Annotated in this window: 21 protein-coding genes and 2 pseudogenes; 12 read left to right on the forward strand and 11 right to left on the reverse strand. The window is 57.4% G+C overall.

Translation table 11 applies throughout. The features are described from left to right. Positions 1-1302, forward strand: coding sequence for a PQQ-dependent sugar dehydrogenase (locus tag ACUW6V_RS00630; RefSeq protein ID WP_454037859.1), 1302 nt, complete (start codon positions 1-3; stop codon positions 1300-1302). 92 nt (positions 1303-1394) lie between these two features. Continuing rightward, positions 1395-1754, forward strand: a complete 360-nt coding sequence (locus ACUW6V_RS00635; protein ID WP_454037860.1) for a hypothetical protein — start codon at positions 1395-1397, stop codon at positions 1752-1754. A 37-nt stretch (positions 1755-1791) separates the two neighbouring features. On the opposite strand, the gene ACUW6V_RS00640 is transcribed toward ACUW6V_RS00635, so the two are convergent. Both ACUW6V_RS00640 and ACUW6V_RS00645 read right to left on the reverse strand, forming a co-directional pair. After that, positions 1792-2361, reverse strand: a complete 570-nt coding sequence (locus tag ACUW6V_RS00640) for a C40 family peptidase (protein WP_105545915.1) — start codon at positions 2359-2361, stop codon at positions 1792-1794. 441 nt (positions 2362-2802) lie between these two features. Beyond that, the gene (locus ACUW6V_RS00645; protein ID WP_454037861.1) at positions 2803-3180 is read right to left on the reverse strand and encodes a MerR family transcriptional regulator; all 378 of its coding nucleotides are present in this window, start codon (positions 3178-3180) and stop codon (positions 2803-2805) included. 82 nt (positions 3181-3262) lie between these two features. Here ACUW6V_RS00645 and ACUW6V_RS00650 point away from each other — a divergent pair, with 82 nt between their 5' ends. Then, the gene (locus ACUW6V_RS00650) at positions 3263-4174 is read left to right on the forward strand and encodes an alpha/beta fold hydrolase (RefSeq protein ID WP_105622182.1); all 912 of its coding nucleotides are present in this window, start codon (positions 3263-3265) and stop codon (positions 4172-4174) included. Between the two features lie 454 nt (positions 4175-4628). On the opposite strand, the gene ACUW6V_RS00655 is transcribed toward ACUW6V_RS00650, so the two are convergent. Continuing rightward, positions 4629-5546, reverse strand: coding sequence for a LysR family transcriptional regulator (locus ACUW6V_RS00655; RefSeq protein WP_312599780.1), 918 nt, complete (start codon positions 5544-5546; stop codon positions 4629-4631). Positions 5547-5649: 103 nt separating this feature from the next. Between ACUW6V_RS00655 and ACUW6V_RS00660 the strand changes: the two are divergent. Beyond that, positions 5650-6878, forward strand: a pseudogene (locus ACUW6V_RS00660) (MFS transporter). Here ACUW6V_RS00660 and ACUW6V_RS00665 read toward each other — a convergent pair. The 3 genes and pseudogenes from ACUW6V_RS00665 to ACUW6V_RS00675 all read right to left on the reverse strand — a co-directional run bounded on the left by ACUW6V_RS00665 (position 6838) and on the right by ACUW6V_RS00675 (position 8375). After that, entirely contained in the window at positions 6838-7170 is a 333-nt protein-coding gene (locus ACUW6V_RS00665; RefSeq protein WP_007900259.1) for a DUF1493 family protein, read from the reverse strand. The pseudogene ACUW6V_RS00660 and the gene ACUW6V_RS00665 overlap by 41 nt on opposite strands. Beyond that, positions 7167-7685, reverse strand: coding sequence for a GrpB family protein (locus tag ACUW6V_RS00670; protein WP_454038047.1), 519 nt, complete (start codon positions 7683-7685; stop codon positions 7167-7169). The genes ACUW6V_RS00665 and ACUW6V_RS00670 overlap by 4 nt, the downstream gene beginning before the upstream one ends. Before the next feature lie 19 nt (positions 7686-7704). Beyond that, positions 7705-8375 (reverse strand): annotated as a pseudogene (locus ACUW6V_RS00675) (B3/B4 domain-containing protein). A gap of 43 nt (positions 8376-8418) precedes the next feature. Between ACUW6V_RS00675 and ACUW6V_RS00680 the strand changes: the two are divergent. Beyond that, complete coding sequence (locus ACUW6V_RS00680; RefSeq protein ID WP_007867785.1) at positions 8419-9018, forward strand: helix-turn-helix domain-containing protein; 600 nt, start codon at positions 8419-8421, stop codon at positions 9016-9018. A gap of 17 nt (positions 9019-9035) precedes the next feature. On the opposite strand, the gene ACUW6V_RS00685 is transcribed toward ACUW6V_RS00680, so the two are convergent. The 5 genes from ACUW6V_RS00685 to opgC are packed head-to-tail and all read right to left on the reverse strand — an operon-like array spanning position 9036 to position 13164. Beyond that, positions 9036-9449: an ATP-binding protein gene (locus ACUW6V_RS00685; RefSeq protein ID WP_454037862.1), complete on the reverse strand. Its 414-nt coding sequence runs from the start codon at positions 9447-9449 to the stop codon at positions 9036-9038. Positions 9450-9453: 4 nt separating this feature from the next. Next, positions 9454-9795, reverse strand: coding sequence for an STAS domain-containing protein (locus ACUW6V_RS00690; RefSeq protein WP_007775124.1), 342 nt, complete (start codon positions 9793-9795; stop codon positions 9454-9456). After that, positions 9785-11005, reverse strand: coding sequence for a PP2C family protein-serine/threonine phosphatase (locus ACUW6V_RS00695; RefSeq protein ID WP_454037863.1), 1221 nt, complete (start codon positions 11003-11005; stop codon positions 9785-9787). Before ACUW6V_RS00695 ends, ACUW6V_RS00690 begins: the two co-directional genes overlap by 11 nt. Positions 11006-11014: 9 nt before the next feature. Further along, positions 11015-11929, reverse strand: a complete 915-nt coding sequence (locus ACUW6V_RS00700; RefSeq protein ID WP_007848641.1) for a hypothetical protein — start codon at positions 11927-11929, stop codon at positions 11015-11017. Positions 11930-11943: 14 nt separating this feature from the next. Then, entirely contained in the window at positions 11944-13164 is a 1221-nt protein-coding gene (gene opgC, locus ACUW6V_RS00705; RefSeq protein WP_454037864.1) for an OpgC domain-containing protein, read from the reverse strand. A 327-nt stretch (positions 13165-13491) separates the two neighbouring features. Between opgC and ACUW6V_RS00710 the strand changes: the two genes are divergently transcribed. Genes ACUW6V_RS00710 through ACUW6V_RS00740 form a run of 7 tightly spaced genes read left to right on the forward strand, consistent with a single transcriptional unit; the run spans position 13492 to position 24891 of the window. After that, positions 13492-15306 (forward strand): glycosyltransferase family 2 protein, encoded by a 1815-nt coding sequence (locus ACUW6V_RS00710; RefSeq protein ID WP_319738166.1) that lies wholly within the window; start codon positions 13492-13494, stop codon positions 15304-15306. Then, positions 15303-16643, forward strand: a complete 1341-nt coding sequence (locus ACUW6V_RS00715) for a DUF3131 domain-containing protein (protein WP_014728870.1) — start codon at positions 15303-15305, stop codon at positions 16641-16643. Before ACUW6V_RS00710 ends, ACUW6V_RS00715 begins: the two co-directional genes overlap by 4 nt. Next, complete coding sequence (locus tag ACUW6V_RS00720) at positions 16640-18190, forward strand: DUF3131 domain-containing protein (protein ID WP_032989530.1); 1551 nt, start codon at positions 16640-16642, stop codon at positions 18188-18190. The genes ACUW6V_RS00715 and ACUW6V_RS00720 overlap by 4 nt, the downstream gene beginning before the upstream one ends. Further along, positions 18175-19572, forward strand: a complete 1398-nt coding sequence (locus tag ACUW6V_RS00725) for a DUF3131 domain-containing protein (protein ID WP_032989528.1) — start codon at positions 18175-18177, stop codon at positions 19570-19572. Before ACUW6V_RS00720 ends, ACUW6V_RS00725 begins: the two co-directional genes overlap by 16 nt. Further along, entirely contained in the window at positions 19569-20006 is a 438-nt protein-coding gene (locus ACUW6V_RS00730) for a globin family protein (protein ID WP_004386465.1), read from the forward strand. Before ACUW6V_RS00725 ends, ACUW6V_RS00730 begins: the two co-directional genes overlap by 4 nt. Further along, on the forward strand, positions 20003-22684 hold the full coding sequence (locus ACUW6V_RS00735) for a response regulator (RefSeq protein ID WP_454037865.1): 2682 nt from the start codon (positions 20003-20005) through the stop codon (positions 22682-22684). Before ACUW6V_RS00730 ends, ACUW6V_RS00735 begins: the two co-directional genes overlap by 4 nt. Further along, positions 22684-24891: a glycosyl hydrolase 2 galactose-binding domain-containing protein gene (locus ACUW6V_RS00740; protein WP_454038048.1), complete on the forward strand. Its 2208-nt coding sequence runs from the start codon at positions 22684-22686 to the stop codon at positions 24889-24891. The genes ACUW6V_RS00735 and ACUW6V_RS00740 overlap by 1 nt, the downstream gene beginning before the upstream one ends. Positions 24892-24931 lie beyond the last annotated feature (40 nt).

Consider the following 24931-nt stretch of genomic DNA (forward strand, 5'->3'; position numbering starts at 1 on the left):
ATGAACAACATTCATCGTCTCGCGCTGGCCGTGTCGCTGGGCGTTCTGCTTAGCGGCTGTGATAACAGCGCAACACTCGATCCGCAAAAACAGGTCGGGCCAAACCCGGAACTTCCGGAAGCGAAAAATTTCCTGCTGCCGCCGATGCAGGTGCCGGAAGGCGTCGCCTGGAAAGAGGGCGAAAAGCCAAAGGTGGCGCAGGGGCTGAAGATTGAAAAAATCGCCGACGGGCTGATGCATCCGCGCCAGGTCTATGTGCTGCCCAATAACGATATTCTGGTGGCGGAATCCAACGGCACGCCAAAACCGACGACGCGCCCGAAACAGCTCATCATGGGCGTGGTGCAAAAGGCGTCGGGCAAGGGCGGGCCGGGCGGCAACCGCATTACGCTTTTGCGTAACGTGAACGGCAAATGGGAAAAGCATCACTTTATTGAAAATCTCAATGCGCCGTTCGGCATTCAGCTCACCGGCAATACGCTGTGGGTGGCGAACGCCGACAGCCTGGTGAAATTCCCGTATCAGGAAGGGCAAACGGAGATCCGCACGCCGGGCGAAGAGGTCACTGAACTGCCGGGTGGGCCGATCAACCACCACTGGACCAAAGCGCTGCTGGCAAGCCCCGATGGCAGCAAGCTCTACGTGGGCGTGGGTTCTAACAGTAATATCACCGAAAACGGCATCGGCGCGGAGTATCGCCGCGCCGCGGTGCTGGAAGTAGACGCCGCGACCGGCGCCAGCCGTATTTACGCAAGCGGCCTGCGCAACCCGACCGGCCTCCAGTGGGAGCCTGAGAGCGGCAAGCTGTGGGCGATAGTGAACGAGCGCGATGAAATCGGCTCCGATCTGGTGCCGGATTATATGACCTCGGTGCAGGAGAAGGGGTTCTACGGCTGGCCGTACAGCTATTTCGGCAATCACGTCGATAAACGCGCTGAGCCGCAGCGCCCGGATCTGGTCGCCAAAGCGATCAAGCCTGACTACGCGCTCGGCTCGCACGTGGCACCGCTTGGCCTGCATTTCTACACCGGCGATAACATGCCGCAGTATCGCGGCGGGGCGTTTGTGAGCGAACACGGCAGCTGGAACCGCTCGCCGCTCAATGGGTATCAGGTGGTCTGGGTGAAGTTTGAAAACGGCAAACCGGTCGGGATGCCGCAGCCGGTCGTCACCGGTTTCCTGACCGACGATCAAAAGCAGGTGCGCGGGCTGCCGGTTGGCGTGACGCAGGATAACTCCGGCGCGCTGCTAATTGCCGACGACGCCGGTAACGCCATCTGGCGCGTGAGCGCAGCGCAGTAAAATCAGGCCGCCGCGCGCGGCCTTTTTCCTTACCAAAAGGGCGTGAAAGCGCCTGCTATACTTTTCTTTCATTCATCAGCAAGGAGTTCACGATGCCGGAATCTACCCAACGCGACGGGATGCCTTATTTTCTGTTTCTCTGCGAAGGCCGCGTGCTGGCGCAAAACATCGATGGCCGGATTATCGATCTCGGCGAAGCCACACAAGAGAATGGCGCTTTCGCCTGGCGTCTTGATGGCAATGATGAACATGGCGAAGGGCTGAACAATGCCGATGCGGTGCTTGATGATATCGCCGGACACCTGACGTTTCTGTTTATCGACGGGCAGTTTACCAGCCTGCCGGATCTCTCGGACGATTACGCAGGAAAGCTTGATGACGCCCCCGCGAAAGAGATTGTGCTCAGTGAACTGAGCGACAAGGGTGGTGACGATAACCCGCCGGTGGTGTAAACAGCGGGAGGCCACAGAAGATCTGTGGCCCTCAGGCTTACCCGCGATTACTGGCGAGATCGGGCGGCGTATTATGATTTAGCGTCACGACCGAACTGATATTATCCGGCAGGCGACGCGCTTCTAAATAAACGGTCTGCCAGTAAGGATTATCTAAAGAGGAGCGGGTGACGCCTTTACTGGTTGAGGCGTGAATAAATTCGTTGTCAGAATCATAAAAGCCAACATGTAGCCCACCATTAATACGAAAGAACACCAGATCGCCCGGGCGCAGTTTATTTTTATCAACGCCTTTGCCCATGTGAATTAATTCCCGCGTGGTGACGCGCGCCATCGGCAGATTAAACCGGTCGTGCAGCGTGCGCCAGACAAAACCGGAGCAGTCGATTCCATCGCGCTTTGTGCCGCCCCATTGATAAGGTGTGTCCTGCCAGGTGTTCATCTGGTCGTGAAGGGCGGCGATAACGGGGATCAGGTCAGGCTGGCGGCTGCTGGCGGTGGCGTCAGGCAGCGGGGCGACCGTTTTGGGTTTTGGGGCTTTGGTGGCGCATCCCGTCAGATAAGCACAGAACAAAAGGGCAAATAAAGGTTTGGCGGGGAAATCCATATCGACTCACTGGCACGCGGTAATTTACGTTAGGTGCCCGAATTCTTACTAAAAATGCGTATCATCTCCAGCGCTTTCTTATCCTTTACAATTATTGACATTGCAAAAGAATATTAATCTGTCACCGACGCATTCTGGCGCAGATATTCACGTTCAGAAACAACTCAATGTAAAAGCGGGGCTTTACATCGGGCCGGAAATGATATTTTCGGCACATAGAAATAACATGCGGTAATTATCCCTGGGAAGAATTAATGTTATTTTTGATAGCCAACGGTGGGTGCGCTCCGCTTACCCACCCTACAGAAATACCAAACGCGTAGCGCGGGTAAGCAAAGCGCACCCGCGGATTAAGCCAATGGTGGATGAGCTTCGCTTATCCACCCTACGTAAATGACAAAAGCGTAGCGCGGGTAAGCGGAGCGCACCCGCGGAAGGCTATTATTTATGTAACGTTACCGCATCGCTGTGACCATTCTGCCGCAGCGTCTCCAGCAGACGCGCTTTGCGCTGCTCAAGTTCGCTTATCTGATCTTCGATTTCTTTAAGCCGCTGATACTGTATGGCCTGGGTTTCCGGGCAGAACGTCGCGCCTTCAATGAGCAACATGCAATCGGGGAAACGGCGGATCTCGGCCACGCTAAATCCAGTCGCAATCAGGCGCTGGATCTGGCGCACCTGGGTAATGGCCTGCTTATCAAAATAGCGGTAGCCGTTACAGGCGCGAACGGCCGCCAGTAAGCCGTTGTTGTGATAGTGGCGGATGGATCGAGGGCTCACGCCGGTGGCTTTAGCCAGTTCGCCAATGGTCAGTTGCATGGTTTCTCCTCATCAGGCGCTTGACTCTGACACTAGTGTCATCGTTCAGGCTAGCCAGGAACCTATTAATGAGGAAGTGAAAATGCCTGCTTTGATTAACCGTATTGTGATAAGCCTGCTGTTCATGGTGATGGCAAACGCGACTGCCGCTGAACGACACTTTACCGTCACCGCGCCGGATGGCGTTCCGATTGCCGTGCAGGAGAGCGGCAACCCGAACGGCCCGGCGATAATTTTCATTCACGGGCTGCTGGGCAGCCATCTCAACTGGAACCGGCAAATCGCCGACCCGCGGCTGCAACGTTTCCGGCTCATCACCTTTGATTTACGCGGCCACGGGCTTTCCGGGAAGCCTGACACCGACGCGGCGTATCGGGAGGGCAGGCGATGGGGAGACGATCTGGCGGCGGTTATCAACAAGAGCCAGGCGAAGCGGCCGGTATTAGTCGGCTGGTCGCTCGGCGGCGCGGTGATTTCGGCTTATCTGGCCGAGTATGGCGACAGCCGGATCGGCGGCGCGTTATACGTGGGCGGCGTGGTGGAGCTAACGCCCGCGCTGATACCCGCGCATCCGGCTATTTATCGCGACATGACGGCGGCGGATTTACAAACACATCTCAATGGCGAGCGCCAATTTTTGCGGCTCTGTTTTTATCAGCAGCCTGACCGCGACACGTTTGAGCGTCTGCTGGCTAACGCGGCGATGGCGTCCTGGACCATGCAGCGGAACGTGCCGCGCATAGCGGTTCCCGCAGAAAAAGCGCTGAACGCCACGCGCGTGCCGTTGCTGTTTATCTACGGCCAGCACGACGCGCTGGTAAATCCGGAGGCTTCGTTGAAAAGAGCGAGCGCGATCAATCCGCACATACGTTCCGACATTTATGCGAACGCCGGACATGCGCCATTTATGGAAGACGCCGCGCGGTTTAACGCACAACTGGCGGCGTTTGCTGATAACGCCGTCGCGCGGGTAAGCAGAGCGCACCCGCGATAAACAATATAAAAACGGTGCGCTACGTGAAATCTGAGAAAAGTTGTGAGGCTCAGGTCTGCAGATTTCGCGTAGCGCACCGGGAGAGATAGAGAGGTTTGGGTCTTAAGCGAGTGCAGACACGCAGGGCAGGCAATAGCGGCGTCAGGCGGCCAGGGCTGATAAGCGTGGTTCTGATACCAAATGCAATTTAACATAATATACATTATGCGTACCAAAGGAGAATCCAGGCAATGTTCAGTGAGTTCGGGCCGCATTCCTCACGTCGATAAGATGTTTCGGGTGCACATAACGCCTGAGAATCGGCATGCTAATTTGCCACCGCGGGTGCGCTCTGCTTACCCGCGCTACCGGCTTCATCTGTCACGTTGAATTAATTGCCCATCGCGGGTGCGCTTCGCTTACCCGCGCTACTGGCTTCATTTGTTACGTTGAATTACTGGCTGGCGCTGCCGCCTTATGTCGCTGAAGGCATCGCGCTCAATCGCTGATGTACGAAATCAATGAACGCTCTTGTTTTCGCGGGCAAGAAACGCCGGTTTGAATACACCGCGAACAACTGCAACGGCGCTGCCGCTTGTTCAAACTCAACCTCGATGAGCCGTCCATCGTTAATGTAAGGCTGACAGGCTTGTTTTGACAGAATGGCAAACCCGACGCCGGCGACTGCCGCGCGTCCCGCCATCTCTCCGCTGTTGACGCGATAATGCCCTTTAACCTTTATCGTCTCGAACTCCCCTTTGCGGTTCACAAACTGCCAGGGAGCGCCTTTCAGCGCAGTTACCGTGGTAATACAAGGCAATGCTTCAAATTGTCTTATATCGGAAGGCGTGCCATAGCGCGCAATGATCGCGGGCGCGGCGACAATGGTGCACGGAATGGTTATCAGATGACGGGCAATGTAGTCACTGTCATCCAGTTGTCCACGGGTAATAATGATTGCGACATCGAGATCGTCTCGCAGGGATTCGAAACCTGACAAATTAGTGATGCAGCTGATTTCAAGATCAGGGTTTTGGCAGGCGAAATCGGCGATAGCCGAACCCAGCAACGCAGGACCTGATTCACTGGGAATACAGATACGCAGCGGCCCCTTAAGCTGCATTTGCCGCAACGTTAATTCCGTCTCCGTTTGCTCAAGCGCCTCCAGTAATGGCTTCGCCCGGCTGTAAAGCAGATGCCCTGCCTGAGTGAGTTTCATATGCCGTGTGCTGCGCTCAATGAGTTGCAGATTCAGTTTTTCTTCTAACTGCGCAATACAGCGGCTGACATTCGATGTCGGCATTGCAAGGGCTTTCGATGCCCCGACAAAACTTTCCTTTTCAACTACCGTGATGAACACTTTCAGGCTATTAAAATCCAGCGCCGGACGCATCTGATATCCCAATTTTGATAACAAAGAATGCCTTTTTTACCATATAAAAATCACTATTGATATTAGATAAAATCAGGCTTCTTTTATCAACAGGTTGCTTGTTATGCCAGTGGAAACACAGATCGTTAATTATAAATCCGTTATGCGGACAGCCCTTGTTATCGCTTTTATCCAGTTCACCAATGCCCTGGAATACATAGCGTTCACGCCCGTTTTTACCTTTATGACGGACGCATTGTCTGTTCCTGTCTCCTTTGCTGGCTATGCATCGGGTATTTATACATCAGGGGCGGTTATTTCTGGCGTAGCGGCGTTTTATTGGGTTGAGAGATTTAATAAAAAGCGATTTATATTCCGCAATATGCTGCTGCTTGGAATATTTACTTGTTTGTGCACTGTGACCACGCATTTTGGCACGCTTCTGATAATACGATTCTGCGCAGGCCTGGTGGGTGGTACGACGATGGGTGTGGGTATGAGTATTTTAATAAATTCTGCCCCAGCACCATTGCGCGGGAAAATGCTGGCCACGGTGATAGCTTCATTTTCGATGGTGAGTATCGTCGGTATGCCAGCGGTCATGTTTTTATGTACCCATTATGGCTGGCAGGCTTCGTTGTGGTTAATCAGTGCGTTATGCCTGGTTTGTTTGCCGCTAATTGTGTTTACCCTGCCCCGCGACGCGGTTTCATCAGGCATAAAGGCTAAGCTCTTTTTTGATAGTCAAACCTTACTTTTTGCATCATCAACGGCACTGGTGCAATTTAGCCCCATGCTTATTATCCCCATTTTAACGCCTTTGCTGATTCAGTTTATTGGCGCACAGGAATCTCTCTTGCCGTTATTATTTTTAAGTGGTGGCATTGCAGGTTATGCGTCTACGAAAATAACAGGGATTCTTACATCTAAAATATCTGCGCTGGCCCTGTCCATCCTTTCAACGCTGTTATTTGTAGTAAGCTTGCTCATTCCTGCGATGGGATTTAAGCATATCTTTCTCTTTATCACCCTGTTTCTTGGTGCCTCCTATAGCCGACTGGTTTGCGCCTCGGCGCTGGCGATGCAGTACCCTGCAAATGAGCAAAGAGCCAGTTTTTCGTCACTACAGACAGCAATAATGTATCTGATAACCACGCTCGCGTTCTTTCTCTCTTCTTTATTACTTCATTACTTCCTGAGCACGTAATAAACCCGCAAAACCTGAACTGCCTGTTGGTCATAAGTGCGCTGAGCGCGGCGGGATTTCCCGTCATGGTGGTCATCATGCAGAAAAAACTTGCTAAACGCGCCGTTAGTCATAGAGCCAGCGGCCAGCCCGGGCAGATTCAATAAGCATACCGATGGTAAAAAACGGCACTATGGGGATTTCGCGTTTACGAAATGGATTGAGCATAACGCTCAGCGGTGGATCGGGCGGATAGTAAGTCGTGATGGAGAAATTTCCCCGCGCCACGCTAAATGTCGTAAAAAAATCCTCCATCAGCGCCAGCGCTTCGTCCTCGTCCAGCTGCAGGTCAAAATCGAGATCGGTCTGTTCGGTCAGTTCAGGTTTGCCGAACAGATAAAAGCCGTCATGCTTGCGCACATGGGCATAAACCTGCGCTTCCAGGCTGTCGCTGTTCATTGCTGCCTCCGCGCCAGCGCCTGCTGTTCAACCCGCGCGATAAACTCGTTTTTCAGTTCGCTGTAGATGTCCGACTGAAAACCGCTGTCGCGCGCGGCCGTAAATTTTGTCTGCGCATATTCCTGCATGACGTCATCATGCCGGCGCAGATAATCACGAAACGCCAGATGCCGCGTTACGTGATGGCTGCCTGCCACGAATGCGTGAATATGATGCGTTCGCACAGCGTGGCCTTTAATAAAGTAACGCCTGCCGGGAATGCCGTACTCACCGCGCGGTGTATAGCCCAGCGCCTGCATCACGGCGTTACAGCCATCAAGCGCGCTTAAACCGGAGACCTCAATCAGCATATCGATAACCGGTTTGGCCGCGAGCCCCGGCACCGACGTACTGCCAATATGATGAACGGCCAGCGCAACGTCGCCGAGCACTTCACACACCCTTTTCTCTTCTTCAGCAAATTGCGCAGGCCAGGCCGGGTTGTAAGGTTCCAGCACTATCTGTCGTCCGGCCATCATTTTCTCCTGTATACGGTCAACCAGGCTGAACCGTTTCTGTGGTGATTTGCGCGCCCGGCATCATCGCGGCCAGGCCTTCGGCCAGTTCACGCGCGGCGGCGTCAGCGGCTTCCTCCGGCATGGCCGGTAAGCATTCCAGAATAAACCACATCTCCTGCGCCTGCGAATCCAGCCGTGTGCGCACGCCCTGACGCCAGTTCCAGCGGCGGCACGCCAGACCGGTTCGCCAGGCTCCGGGGATTCATTCACCGGCTCGCCGTCTTTAAAGGTATCGAACGCTTCGCTGCCGTCGGCAATGACCAGACGCGGCTCACCCTGGTATGCCGCGCGGTTTTCCCCGCCAATTGGCACGGCGTATTTGATGCTCACGGCGTTATAGAGATCAACCACCGGATCGAGCGACGCCATTGCGCCGTCACGCGCGACCCGTTTACGCAGCGCCTGGGCGGAACACGGCGTGCGTTTCGGCTTTGCGCCGAATGCCTGAAAAACGGCGTCCCATGCAGCAAGATGCGACTGCGCCCAGGGGAAATCGTTCTCCTGCACGTGGCGGCAGGCATCTTCCAGCGCCCTTCTTCCCACGCTTTCATCTGCCAGCGGCGCGGCAATAACGTTAATGCTGATAGCCCGGAACCCCGGCGCGAGACGGGCGATCTCCGGGGCAATTGACGGTGTTAATGGTTTCATCAGATAATCCTGTAATGACTATTTTATTTCATGGTAATGACCAGTGACCCATAAAGTCAATATAATGACCGACGCGGGTGCGGATGTTGACTCGCTTAGCGTCGCCCTGGCGCAAAAGCTAAAAAGCTGGCGTAAGGAACATAAAGTGACGCTGGATGCGCTCTCACAGCGCGCGGGCGTCAGCAAAGGTATGCTGGTTGAGCTTGAAAAAGCCGCGGCCAACCCGAGTATCGCTATCCTCTGCAAAGTCGCCGCCGCGCTGGGGTTATCAGTAGCCGACCTGCTGGATGTGGCGAGCCAGCCTGCCGCGCGGTTGATAGAAGCCACGCAAATTCCGGTTTTGTGGACAGGTGACCATGGCGGTACGGCGCGTCTGCTTGCCGGAACCAGCGGGCCAAATATGGTGGAGCTGTGGCGCTGGGAGTTGCAGCCGGGCGATGTCTTTACCTCGCCGGGCCATCCGCAGGGAACGTCTGAGCTATTACACGTTGAGCAAGGCACACTCACGCTTGGCGTCAATGATGAAGTGTTGCAGGTCAACGCGGGGGCGTCCGCCGTGGCGCGCACCGATGCCCCGCACCGCTACGCGAATGAACAGCAGGAGACGCTTATCTTTACCATGACGGTTCATGAACCGCACTGATCCGTGACAACGTCACCTTAAAACCGCTTGCAGAGTGTCAGGCGGTTGATCTGCCCCGCCCGGTAATCCACGTCGTCGACACAGGCAACGATCAGCATCAGCCCTCGCCCGCCTTCGCTCATCAGCGCAACGTCATCATCCTTTGCGCCTGCTCTCGCGGCGTCCAGTTTGCCGTCAGGGATAGCATTGCCGTCATCGGTGAAAATCGCCCGCGCGAAGGTTTCGCTGTGTTGAAATTCGACGCTAAACGTGCGCTCCGGTGTCTCATTTAGCGCATGGCGAATTACGTTCGCTGCTGCCTCGCACACCGCCAGATCGAATTCGAAACGCCAGCCGTCATCCACCGGTAGCGGCGCCATAAACTGTGCCAGCGCGTCGGCGAGTGGGCCAAGCGCATCGAGGCGCGCGGGAAGCGTCAGAATAACGCTCACCGGTTCATCCTTTTTGCAACCGGGCCAGCGCAGCGGCGCGATCCGGGCAAAGGATAAATACGCGGTCCATGCGGGTCAGCTTAAACATATTCATGATGTTACTGTTGAGCGAACACAGCGCCATCTCCCCTTTGCCGTTCATCTGCTTAAAGAGCGCTATCAGCGTGCCGAGGCAGCTACTGTCGATAAAATCGACGCGCGAGAAATCGATAACCAGCCCGCCCGTGGTGCGGTTTATCTCTTCGCTTACGCCCTGGCGAAACGCGGCGGCGACCGAGGCGTCAAGCCGTCGTGCCACCGGCGTTATCACGCTCACGCCGTCCAGATGTTCAGTCTCAAGATTCATCGCGCACTCCCTCGTGGCTTCGTTCAATAATTAACAGTGAGACGTCGTCGGCCATCGCCACCTGATCGCCCTGCGTTCTGACGCGCCAGTCGACAAGCTTGTCGTGCAGGGCCGGAAAAATCGCGCTAAGCTGGCTGGAAACGTGACGTTGTAACCACTGTTCCAGCCGCTCATGGCCAAACTGCTCCTGCTGTGGGTTTTCGCACTCCGTAATGCCGTCGCTGTAGAGGCACAGCCGGTCGCCGCGGTTAAGCGTAAACGTGGCATCTTCCCAGCTTAAGCTTGCCAGCAAGCCCACCGGCGCACCGCCGCTGCCGATACGGGTCATGGAGCCGTCCGGATGCGTAATAAACGGCGTCGGGTGTCCGGCCTGGCACAGCTTGCCTTCGCCGGTTTCTGTGTCGATCACGCCGTAAATCATTGTGAAATAGCTGACGATTTCGGTGTCGTCATGGCAGAAACGTTCATTGAGGATCCGGATTACCTCATGCGGCGCGGTGACGCCGTCGCCATCAAATAAAAAACGCTCCACCGCCCGCCCATGCAGAAACTGGCGCGCTACGGCAAGCGACATCATCGCCGCGCCCACGCCGTGCCCCGCCACATCCACGCAGTAAAAACCGAGATGGCGGTCGAGCGGGAAAATATTAAAGATGTCGCCGGAGACATAGGCCGACGGCACAAACAGCCAGTCGGCGAAAAAGTTATCGTATTGCATGCGCCGGGCCGGCAGCACCGAGCGCTGTAACTGCGCCGCTGCCTGGAGATCGCTTTCGATTTGGGAGAGCGCCTCGCGAAGGCGCGCATTTCGCGCCGCGAGCGTCGCTTCCAGCTCCAGAATGCGCTCGCCCGCGTGCAGCCTGGCGCGCAGTTCACTCTGGTTTACCGGCTTGCTGAGAAAATCATCCGCGCCCGCCTCGAACCCTAACGCCAGGTCGTCCACGCTCTCCCGCGCCGTTAATAAAATCAGGTAGATATAGTGTTCCTGAAAACGCGCGCGGATCTCCTGACACAGCGTCAGGCCATCCATCACCGGCATCTCCCAGTCGCTCAGCACCATATTGACCGGCTTTGTGGCCAGCACGTCCAGCGCCGCGACGCCGTTGACCGCTTCCAGCACCTCGTAGCCCCATTTGCCGAGCATGCTGCCGAGCAGCCGCCGGTAAACGGTGGAGTCATCAACAATCAAAACCCGCTGTCTGTCCGGCATCAAAGCTCCTTAAAGGGGTAAATACCAGATAAGGCTGACGGTGCCTTCGCGGAATTTGCCGTTGCCGCTGGCATGACCGGGATACCGCGTGCCGCTGTAGTTGGCGTACTGAATTGAGAACGAGCCCGGCGTATAGCCTGCGTAGCCAAAGCTGTAGCTGTAATCGCCGTTCCACGGCTGTTGCTGGCTGCTGTCGGGGAACCAGAACGCCGTGGCGCGCACAAAGAAATGCTGTTTGAGCGTATAGCCACAGCCACCCAGCACCACATTTTTATTACTGCGAATGTCGTTACTGTTGAGATCGTAATAGCGCGGCACCCACGTGTAGCCCACCTGGCAGATAATCGAATCGCCTTTATTGATCAGCAGATGTTTCTCAAGCGGTTTCGGCAGCGAGAATTTATAGGCTGCCGTCACGCCGCCCTGTTCAAAATAGGTGTGACGTTTGTTGCCCGATGGCCAGATATGGTTATCGCCGTAGTTGCTGTACACCAGGCTGAAGGTATTGGCGTGCCAGTCGTCATAGCCAAAGCTGTAGCGGAAATCGCTGGAATAACGTGTTAAATCACGCACCGGTGCGCGCAGCGTGACGTTGGCGAAGAGATAACTCCACGGCGAATATTGCAGGCTCAGGTTGACGGTCTGGTTAATTTTATTGGTCTGCGTCGCCGTATCACTACTGTTTGGGATCGTGACGTACTGCTCTTTCAGCCCGCTGTTAAAACTCAGCGCGCCGGAGAATTTTTTGTCGTTGCCCGAAAACAGCCGTCCCCAGCGGCTCGTGAATACGCCCGCCTGAATCGGCTCGGATTCGTTATCCGCACTCGCCCCACTCTGCGTGCTCGCAGGCGGCTGGTCAGCATGACACGGGAAGCCCGCAAGCGTAAGCATCGCCAGACCAACGCAGTGATATATCCTCGTCATACCCTTGTCGTTCCTTAATTGGGGATCCAGCGTCCGGCGACGTCATACTTCGCCATCAGCCAGAGAATGCCCAGCGCCACGCTATGAACCAGCGTATTCACAAGCCAGGCCTGATGCCATAAATCGAAATGCACTACCTGGCTTACCAGCAGCACCACATACACATGCAAAATGAAGGTATAGAGCGAGTGCTGGCCAAGCGGGATCAGAAACCAGCCGGTCAGTCGGTAAATGGGGGTCCAGCACCAGGTAAGCAGCGCATAGACCGCCACCATCAGACAAAAATCGTTCAGCACGCGCAGCGGCCCGAGTGCGTTTTTGGCGGCCCACGTATGGTAGAGCGCATTGAAATCGGCGGGCGGAATAATATGCAGCAGCAGGCCCGGCGGCATAAAGGGGTTGGTATGGTTCTGGGCGATAAACATCAGCATCAGCGCGCAGAGGATCATAAACGCGACGGTCACTTTGCCAGGGCCAGTGCGCGCCAGCGATAACAGTTCCTCTTTGTACCAGCCGCAACACATCCCCAGAATATAAATGAGCTGCCAGGCCATCAGCGGAAATGCGAACTCAAACTCACTGGCGGTCAGACGAAATGAGGTCACCTGATACAGGCCATACACCCCTGCCGAACCGGCAATCAGCCAGGCGGTTTTACGATAGTGCAGTAAAGCGAGAAACAGCGGGCTCAACAGCAGCAAAAACACATACAGACCCAGAATTTGTGTCTGGTGCGGGCCAATCTGTAAAAACAAAATAATATTGAACCAGGTTTCTTTAATTTGCGGCGTGGTGGGAAACAACGACCAGCTATTCCCCGAGTAACGGTCCACAAAGTGGGTTATTTCAAACGTATTAATAAAAGGTATTTTCGATAACAGCAGCACGCTCAGGATAATAATGATATTAACCAGATAGATCTTCCAGGCACGCCGCCAGAGTGTCCAGCCTACCGTCAGTAATACCGCTTTTTGCAACCGCTGGCGGTTAAGCATGCCGAGCATAAAACCGGCCAGGATCACAAATCCTTCAGCGCCTGTAGTTAATCCGAAACGCTCCCACGTCAATATATTAAATATCGACATCACTTCAGTATGCGCGACGACCATCATCACAAGCGCAATGCCGCGCATCAGGTCGATACGCAGATCGCGCCGGTCGGCCGCCACATAGCGCCAGGAGACGCGCACGGGCGGTATATCGCGGGTTGAAGCTACGCTTGCAGTATCGCTCATCGGCACGGTTTCTTATCGGCTGGGGCCGCCTGCTCCGGGCAGCGCAATATATTCTGAGTATTATCAGGAAAGTGTATACGGCAATAAGCGGCTGTCAGCGTTTCGCGGAAAATATATTTTCCCGCAGCAGTAAACGAAAAAGCGAAACGGCGCAAAGTGCGCCATAAATTTATCTTTCTGGAAAGTTCAGCGCGGGCATCTACAATCACTTCATAAACTTAAAACGAATCTAAAACTGAACCAGAGATATTCCGCTGACGATGAATAGTTACCATTGATAATTATTCAACGCCACTGTCTTTGTTGTGTCTGGATGATGATGCCGCTATGGGTTTTTATTTCTCGCGTTTTGAAAACCGTAAACCGCCGGAGCCCTTAGAAACGCCCCGCGTCGTAAAAATTCTCTGGCAGATAATGTCGGTCGCGGCATTGGTGCTGGGCGCGAATTATATTCGCTGGCGCTGGATGGAATCGCTCAATATGGACGCGCTGTGGTATGCCCTGCCGCTGGTCATCGCCGAAACCTGCGCCTGGATTGGCACCGTGCTGTTCACTATTAATCTCTGGCGGGAAGACGACCCGCCGCAGCAGCCCGCCCCGCTGGATATTAACGACTGTCTGAACGCGGAAGATCAGGCCGAGCCGCGCCCGGTACGCGTCGATCTCTTTATCGCCACCTACTCTGAAGATGTCGAGCTGGTGCGGCTCTCCATTCAGGATGCGCTGAAAATGCGCTACCCCGGCCCGCTCGATTACCGTATTCACGTGCTGGACGATGGCCGCAGGCCCGCGATGCGGGAGGTCTGCGAGGAAGAAGGCGTCAATTACATTACCCGCGAAACCAATATCGGCTTTAAGGCGGGCAACCTGCGCAACGGCCTTGAGCAGACCGACGGCGATTTTATCGTGATTTGCGACGCCGACACCCGCGTCTTCCCGACGCTGCTTGAGCATACGCTCGGCTATTTCCGCGACCCGGACGTCGCCTGGGTACAGACGCCGCAGTGGTTTTTCGATCTCCCCGAAGGCGAGCGGCTACCGCGCTGGCTGTCACGTAAAGCGGGCAAACCGGGTTACGCGCTCGGCTGGCTGTCGGAGAAAATCGTCGGCCCGGTGACCATCGGGCGCGATCCGTTCTTTAACGATCCGCGCATGTTTTATGACGTGATCCTGCGCCGTCGCAACTGGGCCAACGCGGCGTTTTGCTGTGGCGCGGCGTCGGTGCATCGTCGCGAGGCGATTATGCAGGCGGCGCTGCGCAGCTATGTCTGGACGGTGGAAGAAGAGATTGACCGCCACACGCGCGATATCCGCGACCCGTCGATGCGCGAAGCGCTTCAGGACGCGATGCGCCCGCATGTGCTCTATGACACCGAGCTGACGCCCTATAAATTCCACGTTTCAGAAGATATCTACACTTCCATTGTGCTGCATGGCGACAGCGCGCGCCGCTGGCGCTCGGTGATGCACCCGCGCATCGAATCGAAAATGCTCTCGCCGCAGGATATGCTGACCTGGATTATCCAGCGCTTCAAATATGCCGCGGGTTCGCTGGATATTCTCTTTCACGACAATATCTTCAGCCGCCACCGTTTTAAGCTCTCGCTGCCACAAACGCTGATGTACGCCACCACGTTCTGGTCTTATCTGGCCTGCATCTGGAATACGGTGTTTCTTGTCTCGCCGCTGATTTATCTCTTTACCGGCATCCCGCCCGTCTCCGCGTGGTCGACGCCCTTCTATCTGCACTTTCTGCCTTTTTTCATTGTCTCGGAGCTGGCGTTTATGTTCGGTACCTGGGGAATTTCCGCGTGGGACGGGCGCGCCTCGTACCTGTCGTTTTTCTCGATGAACTTAAAAGCGCTCGATACGGTGCTGCGCGGTGAACAGATTAAGTTTCACGTCACGCCAAAAGAGCGCCAGACCGGGCGGTTTCTCTATCTGGTGAAACCGCAAATCGCCATTGTGGTGCTGACGCTTATCGGGCTTATCTGGGGCGGGATTCAGGTGGCGCGCGGCGCGGTCGATGACCCTTCCGGCTACGTGATAAACATCTTCTGGGGCGCGGTGAATATCGCCGCCATGCTCCCCATGATCATGGCCGCCATGTGGCAGCCCGCGGATGAGGAGAGCGGCGCATGAAAGTCTCCAGTGCGCTGCTTAGCGCGCGCAGTTATATCACCATTCTGGTGGGCTTTCTGATCGGGTTCGCGGTGGTGGTCTGGGTGGAGCGCCAGATGCCGACGCGCGTGGAGAGCAGCAGCGGCATTACGCTAAGCGACGATTTTCCGCCGCTGCCCGATGCCCGCCCGCTCACCTTTGATGAAGCGATTTGGGCGCGCGTGGCCTGGCAATATTTCGTTAATAACAGCCGCCCCGACGGGCTGGTGAACGCTCAGGACGGCGCGCCGTGGTTCAGCCTCTGGAGCACCGGCAGTTATCTGCTGGCGGCAGTGTCGGCCTACCGGCTGGACGTGATCACCCGTGACGAATTTGACGAACGCATCAGCCAGGCGCTGTTCGCGCTGGGCGAACTGCCGCTGACGCCGGACGGCCTGCCTGCCGCGTATTACCGCGGCGATAAACAGGAGATTTTAGGCAAGCCGGAAAGCAGCGCGATTGGCGTCGGACGGTTACTGATGGCGCTTCAGGTTTTGCTGTGGCACTACCCGCAGCATGCCCCTGCCGTAAACGCGCTGCTCTCGCACTGGCATCTCGACGCGCTGTTTGTGCAGGCGAAAAACACCAACGCGGCGCTGGCGGTACGCCACTGGGTTATCCCAACCGACGAGCCGCGCGACAGCTTTGGCTATCGCACTTACGCAAGCCATACGCTGCGTTTTATTAATACCACCGCCGGGCTTGCCGTCACGCAGCCGCCGGAGGGTCAGAGCATGATCGACATCGACGGGATCATGGTGCCGGATGAAGGCCTGCGCACACCCTGGGGCAAACAGCCCTCGCTGGTGAGCCTCCCCTGGCTGTTAACCGGACTTGAGCTTGGCTTTGACGCGCAGAGTGGCGAAGTCGCGTGGCGCATCATGCAGATCCAGCAGCGCCGTCACAGCCTGCGGGTGCGCAAGCCGCCCATCAGCACCGACTACGCCGAACAGGCGCCCGATTTCGCCACCGCTATCCCTGAACGCCAGCCTCAGCGTGCGCCGGGCGAAACGGCGTATGACAAAGCCGCGCCGGAGCGCACCGCCATTACCTCGACCCGCTCCGCCTTCGCCTGGTATGCGCTCTTTCGCAACGGCTGGAGCGAAGCGCTGCGCCAGCAGGTACAGCCGCTACTGGTGCCGGGTAAAGGCTGGCAACGTGGTCTGAATTTGAATAACAGCGTGAATAACGTAATTGATGCCGACACCAACGCGGTGGTGCTGGAGAGCCTTGCCTATATTGCGGGCGGGCAACTGCTCTGTCTGGGATGCCAGCACACGCCTTCCACCGCCACTGCTTCTGCGGGAGTTACGCCATGAGTCTGAAATCTTTGCCCCTGTTTATTCGCAGCGTAGCCTGCCTCTTTTTGCTGCTGGGATGCGCTGTCACCGCACAGGGCCGGGGCGAACTGCCCGCGAACGACTATCCGGCGCGTCATGGCGAACTGACCGAGCGCGAAATGAAAATGGCGAAAAACGCCTGGCAATATTTCGTGGTCAACTACCAGCCGACGACCGGGCTGGTTAACGCCGTTAACCAGTATCCGTCCACTACCATGTGGGATACCGGCTCTTATATCGGCGCGCTGGTGGCCGCCCGCGAACTTGGGATTATTGATAAAGCGGAATTTGACCGCCGGATGCTAAAGCTGCTCGGCACGCTGAATAAACTCGATCTTTTCCGCAACCAGGTGCCCAACAAAGCCTACAACACCATTACGGCGCAGAAAGTAAACTACCTGAACAAACCGGGCGAAATCGGTTTTTCGGCGCTGGATATTGGCCGCATGCTGATATGGCTTCAGAACGTTAAAGAGCGCTACCCGGAATACAGCAACAGCGTCGACAACATCGTGCTGGGCTGGGATTTCACTAACGTGATAGATCCGTGCGGTACCATGTATGGCGCGTATCTTGAGAACAACCAGCCGAAATATGTTCAGGAAGGCCGTCTCGGGTATGAAGAGTATGGCGCGGCAGGCTATCAACTGTGGGGGTTTAACACCTGCCAGGCGAGCCGTCCGGAGCCGTATGCGCTGGCGGATATCTACTGCGTGCTGGTGCCCTATGATTCCCGCGACCCGCGCCGTACCAGCCAGCATAACTATGTGGTAACGGAATCGTACCTGCTCTACGGGCTGGAGATGGGCTGGGATACCGCGAAAGATCGCGACGACAGCCCGAACAACTACTCGCATCCGTGGATGAAAAACTTCGCTGACCGCGTCTATCAGGCGCAGGAGAACCGCTACACCATCACCGGCGTGCTGACCGCACGCTCTGAGCATCAGCTCGATAAATCCCCGTACTTCGTTTACGACACCGTGTTCAGCGACGGCTTTAACTGGAACACCATCACCGACAAGGGCCAGTATGTGCCGCAGGCGGCGGCGGTGTCGCTCAAGGCGGCGCTTGGCATGTGGGTGCTGTGGGATTCACCCTATACCGACCGTCTCTTCACCACCATTGAAAATGCCAACGATCCGAAACAGGGCTATTACGAAGGTATCTATGAGAACGGCGACGGGCCCATTAACGCCTTCACCGGTAACAATAACGGCATCATGCTGGAAGCGCTGCTCTTTAAGAAACAGGGCAAGCTGCTGCGCTTTAACACCAACGATCCCAAGAATAAAAATTACGCTCCGTCCATGTGGGAGAAAAAACTGGTCGATCTGTTTGAGGAGAACAACTCGCGTCGCAACCGCCCGTTCCTCAATATGACGCCTGGCATCCAGAACTGGTGTCAGCAGAACGGCACCGCGATACGCAGCAAACCGACCTGTCAGGCCTGCCAGTGCGCGACCTGTAAAGAGGACGAACCTGTGAAACTGCCACCGGTTACCGCGACATGCTTAAAACAGTAAGCCGCCTGCTGCTTATCCTCGCCGTGCTGGGCGTGGCGCTCGCCTGGCTGTTGCTTCGCGACGATCGCGCGGGCTGGCGCTGGCTCTCGCACGGGGGCTGGCACACCACCGCGCGCATCAGCACGCTCACGCCGCAGGAGCGCGAATGGGCCGCCATCGCCTGGCGTTATTTTGAAAACAATACCCAGGACGCCACGGGTCTCGTGAACGGCAGCGACAAACGCCCCGTCGTGTCCCTCTGGCAGATAGGCGATTCGCTGATTGCGCTGACGGCCGCGCGCGAGCTGAATCTGATAGACGAAAAAATTTTCGATGAGCGCCTGACACGTCTGCTCGGCACGCTTAATCGCCTGCCGCTCACCCCTCGTCAGACGCCAAACCGCCTCTATTCCACGTGGTCTCCCACGATGGTGGATTTCACCGGCAAACCGGGCGTGATGGGCTGGTCGGCGCGCGATATGGCGCGGCTGATGCTGGCGCTGCGTCTGGTGGCGCAGTATCACCCGCAATACAGCGAATATCTGGAACGCGTGGTGATGCGCTGGAATTTCTGCCCGGTCATCGATAAAGATGGCACGCTTTACGCCGCGCAGATGCAAAACGGACTGCTGACACCGCGCGATGAAATTCGGCTTGGCGAAAGCGAATACGCCGCCGCGGGCTTCAGCCTGTGGGGATTCCAGCCCACAAAAGCCTGGGGGCCGCCGTCGCAGAATGTGATTCTCTATGACCGCGCGCTGCCGGTGGACGCCCGCGATCCGCGCACGACCTGGCAGCCGTCGCTTATCACCACGCTGCCGTATACGCTGCCGGGGCTCGAATTTGGCTGGGAAGTGCCGGGCGTCGATCGCGCGCAAATAGATAACCTGCGCGAGCGCGCGAAGCTGGTGTATCTCTCCCAGGAGAGCCGCTGGCAGCAGGAGAATATTCTCACCGCCCGCGCCGATTTCAGTACCAGCGCCGCGCCGTGGCACGCTTCGGACACCGTCTGGGCGAATGGCTACCCCTGGAATACCCTCGGCGATGACGGCAAAGAGTACCCGCGCCTCGCCCAGGTTTCCACCAAAGCGGTTTTTTCGCTGTGGGTCTTGTGGGATACCCCGTACACCGATGCGCTGATGCAGGCGACACGCCTGATGTATGACGAAAAACGCGGCTGGTACGAAGGGCGCGTCGAGGCGACCGGCGACTACAACCGCTCGCTGACGCTTTCCACCAACGCCACTGTCCTTGAAGCGCTGTTCTATAAAGCGAACGGCGGCCCGTTGCTGGCAAGCGACACCCCCGCGCCCGGCAGCTATTTCAGCCGCCGTCTGAGTGACGTGTTCAACCCCCTGCGCCAGTGCCTGCCTGGCGAAAGCCGCCCGGAGGTTCGCCCATGATGCTCTATCGGGATCTGTTCGACGAAAGCTACAGCCGGTTGTTTCCGGACGACGATAAACAGCCCTTTTTTGACGCCTTTTTTAACCGCTTTATTCATATGACGCCGGAAACCGAACAGCATTTTGCGGCGGTCGAACCGCGGCTGTTACGCAACTTCGTGTATAAAAGCTTTTTCGCGATGCTGATGGTGGATGGCGTGCTGATGGTGCCTGATTTTCTGGAGCGCCTGGCGCGCCAGCAGGAGAGCAACGGCGTGCGACTGCCGCCGAACTTCTTCGCCCACTGGCGGCGGGCTATTCTCGATACCGTGGCGGAACGCGACCCGGCGTGCGATGAAGAAGTACTGACCGCCTGGGCGATGACCATCGCGCCGGGGCTTGAATATATGCGCCGTCAGGCGGAGCTGCATTACCAGCCAGGGGCGGCATTATGAACAGCGCCTCTCTGGCTCCGGCGCTCGACGCGCTGCCCGCCGCCCTGCTGGTTTACGATAAAGACGAACGGCTGGTCGCCTGGAACGCGCAGGTGAGCCGTTTTTACCCCGGCATCGAAGCGCATCTGGTTGAGGGGGCGGCGTTAAGCGCGCTGGCGCAGACGTTTATCCATACGGGCTATCAGACCGACAGCCGCAGCCGCGACACGCTTGTCGCCTCACTCATCGCAAATTGTCGTCACGATGGCCACTGCGAAGTGCGTCAGTTACAACAGCGGCGGCTTTTTATTCAGCATCAGCGTACCGCCGACAGCGGCATCATCAGCCTGCACACCGATATCAGCGCGCTGGATAACGTGCAGAACACGCGCCAGTTGCTGCATGACGATTTCCTGCTGGCCGCCGAATCAATTCATATTGGCATCTGGGACTGGCAGGTCACGACCGACGCGCTGCATCTCAACGACGCCTTTCTGAATCTGCTCGGCGAGCCGCGCGGTCAGCTGCAACATACCAGCCATTTTCTGCTCTCGCTGATCCACCCGGACGACCGGGATCTGCTGAAAAGCGCGATGCAGCGCGCCAGCGAACACCAGATGCCGGTGTTTGAGTGCGAGATCCGCGTGCAGCATCGCAGCGGCCAGTGGCTGTGGATGCTGCTCTCGGGGCAGATCATCGCGCTCACCGTCACCGGCGAGATTGAGCGCCTGATTGGCACCCTTCAGGACATCACCCGGCGCAAAGAGGCGGAGTTGATTTCACGCGAGGCGGCCAACGCCGCGCGCGCCGCGAATGAGGCCAAAAGCGCGTTTCTTGCCAACATGAGCCATGAGATCCGCACGCCCATGAACGGCATTCTCGGCATGACGCAGCTCTGTCTCGATACGGATTTAAACAGCGAGCAGCGCGAATACCTGACGCTGGTGATGAGCTCCGCGCAGTCGCTGCTGCATATCATCGACGACATTCTCGATTTCTCGAAAATCGAGGCGGGCAAAATCGTCCTGCATGAAGAGTATGTGGCGCTGCGGCCGTTTATACAGTCGCTGGTGCGCCCGCTGATGCCGCTTGCGAGCGAAAAGCAGATAGAGCTGCTGGTCGAGGTGGATGAACGTGTGCCGCAGACGCTGCGCGTGGATGTGGTGCGTCTGCGCCAGGTGTTGACCAACCTGCTTAGTAACGCGCTCAAATTCACGCATCAGGGCGAAATTTTGCTGGCGGTAGCGCCAGGCCCGCAGCCTGGCGAATGGCGCTTTCGGGTGCGCGACAGCGGCATCGGTATCCCGCCGGAAAAACAGCAAGTGATTTTTGAAGCCTTTAGCCAGGCAGATACCTCCACGACCCGCCGCTACGGCGGTACGGGGCTCGGGCTTACGATCTCCGCACGGCTGGTGGCGATGATGGGCGGGTTGCTGACCGTCGCCAGTGAAGCGAATCAGGGCAGCGAATTTAGCTTCACCCTACCGCTGCAAAGCGCGGCGCAGGCGACGCCGGAAATCCCTGCGCAAACGCATTTCAACGGCGAGCGGGTGCTGGTGGTGGATGATAACGCCACTAACCGCCGTCTGATGCAGGCGATGCTGAAACAGCTCGGCTTAACCCCGGTCTGCGTTTCCGGGGCGACGGGCGCACTGGCGTTACTTGAGAACGACAGCGATTTCCCGGTGATCGTCCTTGATGCCCAGATGCCGGAAATGGACGGCATTTCGCTGGCGCTGGAGATTTCCGTGCTGCCGCAGGCGTCGCGCAGCAAAATTATTATGCTCAGCTCCATGAGCCGCGATCTCGATCTCTCCACGCTGCGCCGTACCGGCATCGCCTGGTATCTCAATAAGCCGGTCGATCAGCAGGAGCTGGCGCGTGCGCTCGGCGAGGCGCTGCGCCCGGAACCCGCCAGCGCCGCGCAGGCCGCGCCCGTAGCGCCCGTGATGCCGGAACTGGCGCACAGCGCGCCAATGCGCATTTTGCTGGCGGAAGATAACCCCGTGAACCAGTTGCTGGCGGTGCGCCTGCTGGAAAAACTCGGCCATGAGTGCGTGACGGTGGATAACGGCCTGCTGGCGCTGGAGGCCTGGCGCGGCGGCGGCTTTGATATTCTCCTGATGGATTTGCAGATGCCGGTCATGGACGGCGAAGCGGCGATCCGCGCGCTGCGCCAGGAAGAGGCGCTGCGCGGTGGCCATCAGATAGCGATTGTGATGACGGCTCACGCCATGCAGGGCGATAAAGAGCGCTGCCTCGCGATGGGCTTTGACGGCTATCTCTCAAAACCGGTGGCGCTGGTCGCGCTCGCCGACGAACTCTCACGCTTTGCCCCGCAAAGCGCCCCGCCGCCGCCTGATGGCCTGCCGGACAGCACGCAACTGCTGGCCGCGTTCGACGGCGATATGGCGCTGTTAAAAGAGTTGCTCGGGCTCTTTTCCGAAGGATTTGACGAGCTGGCCGGGTTGCTTGATGCCGCGCTTGCCGCAGGCGACGGCGAGCAGGCGCACCGGCTGGCGCATAAGCTTCGCGGCGAGGCCGCGACGTTCGGCTTTGACGGGCTGACCGCGCGGTTACTGGAGATAGAAAGCCAGGAGCCTGGCGCGACACCGGCGCAGCGCGAGGCGTGGCGTCAGGCGCTCGGGACGCAGCAGCGTCGCGTGCGTGAATTCCTGATACAACTGCTGGAGGGATGATGAAACGTCTGGCCTGTGCATTACTGGTCATCACAAGCGGCGCGGTGGCCGCCAGAGAAGCGCCCCCGGTGCCGGTGCCTGCCAGCTGGTCGCTTGCGGGCAGCTGGCGCGCCCACGACGGCAACGATGCCGCGTTTATGGGCCAGCAAGGCCCGGTGCGCGACTGGCGCGCGTTACCGGTGCCGTCGAACTGGTATACCGCAGGCTGGGATCATCAGGGCGTGCTCTGGTATCGCCATGAATTCACCTTGCCGCCGTTACCCGAAGATACGATGGCGACGCTGGTGTTTGACGGCGTGGATTACTACGCCGACGCGTGGCTGAACCAACAGCCGCTCGGCAGACACGAAGGCTATTTCCAGCGTTTCGCGTATGATATCACCGATAAGTTACAACGTCACAATAAGCTGGCGGTACGTGTCGACAGCCCCTTTGAAGACCCCAAAACCATCTGGCCACTGCATAAAACGATGGTAAAAGGCGTGCTGAATCAGCACGATACCCGTCCCGGCGGTGCCTGGTCGCCGCGCGGCCAGGACGCGAACTCCGGCGGGATCTGGGCGCCGGTGCGGCTGCATCTGAGCCGCGGCGTGACGGTGGATAACCTGATTCTGCGCCCCGATTTCCAGCACGGGCTTGATAAACCGGCGCTTCGCGTTGAGCTGGTCTATCGCGCCACGCAGGCGCGCGAGGTGTATCTAACCCTGCGCGCCCGGCCAGCAAATTTTAGCGGCGAGCGTTTTACACAAAAACAGAAGGTGCAACTTGAGGCGACCGACAGCACGCCGCAGCGTCTGACAGTAACCCTGCCGATGGAAAACGCGCAGCTCTGGTGGCCGAAAGGTTACGGCTTTCCACACCTTTACCGCGTCAGCGCGGCGTTTAACGATGACAAGGGCGAGATGGAGCGCATTACAAGCCGTACCGGGCTGCGCCAGATTGTCGAACAGCCGGATAACCAAGGCTGGGTGCTCAACGGTAAACGCATTTTCATTAAGGGCAGTAACTATATCGGCTCGCCGTGGCTTAGCGAGATGGATGAGAAAAAGTACCGGCGCGATCTGCAACTGGTGCTGGATATGAACGCCAACGCCATTCGTGTCCACGGCCACGTGGCGGGCCGCCCGCTCTACCGCATGGCTGATGAAATGGGGCTGATGATCTGGCAGGACGTGCCGCTCCAGTGGGGCTATAAGGACACGCCTGAATTTGCCGATAACGCCGCGCGGCAGAGTCTGGAGATGACGGAGCAGTTCGGCAATTCGCCGGCTATCATCGCCTGGGGCGGTCATAATGAGCCGCCGTGGAACTCGCCGTGGATGGAAAAGCGCTTCCCGGACTGGCATAAGGATCTCAACCGCGTTCTGACGGAACGTGTCGCCGACGCGCTCGCCAAAGACAACAGCCGCATCGTGCACCGTTTCTCGGCGGTGGAAGAACATTACTGGCAAGGCTGGTATTTCGGGGTCACCACGGATGTGCTGCAACCGGCGAAAACCGGCATCATTACGGAATTCGGTGCCCAGGCGCTGCCGAAACTCTCGACGCTGAAAACGATTATCCCTGCCGACAAACGCTGGCCCGCCTCGACAAAAGCGGACGATCCCGACTGGGAAATCTGGAAATACCATAACTTCCAGCCGTTCCAGACCTTCGGATTTGCGAAAATTCCGCGCGGCCAAAATATGGACGAATTTATCCACAACACGCAGAAATACCAGGCCGATTTAGTGGGCATGGCGGCGGAGAGTTATCGTCGCCAGCGCTATCAACCGGTGACCGCCCTGTTCCACTTTATGTTTGTTGAAACCTGGCCGTCGATTAACTGGGGCGTTGTGGACTATCTGCGCCAGCCGAAAGCCGGTTATTACGCGCTGCAACGCGCGTATCAGCCGCTGTTGCCGTCCATCGAGCCGGTGACGCTTAACTGGCGCGCCGGCACGCCCGGAGTGGTTAAATTATGGGCGATAAACGATAGTTTTTCGCCCTGCGACGGGTGTACACTGCGCTGGCGCGTAAAAACGCCCGGCATCACCGGGCAGCAAGAGAGCAAACCGATGACCCTCCCGCCTGACTCTGGTCGCCAGGTGGCGCAGTTGACGTTCACTCCCACAGCCCCTGGCGCGCTGCGCATCGAGTACGAAATTCTTGATGCGCAAGGCAAAACGGTTGGCCATAACTTTTATGAAACCACCGTCGCGCCCTGAGGCGTTAAGCACGCTGTACGAATAACTGGACGCTCCGCGG

It is taken from the genome of Cronobacter sp. 153480017-3, assembly GCF_053627815.1.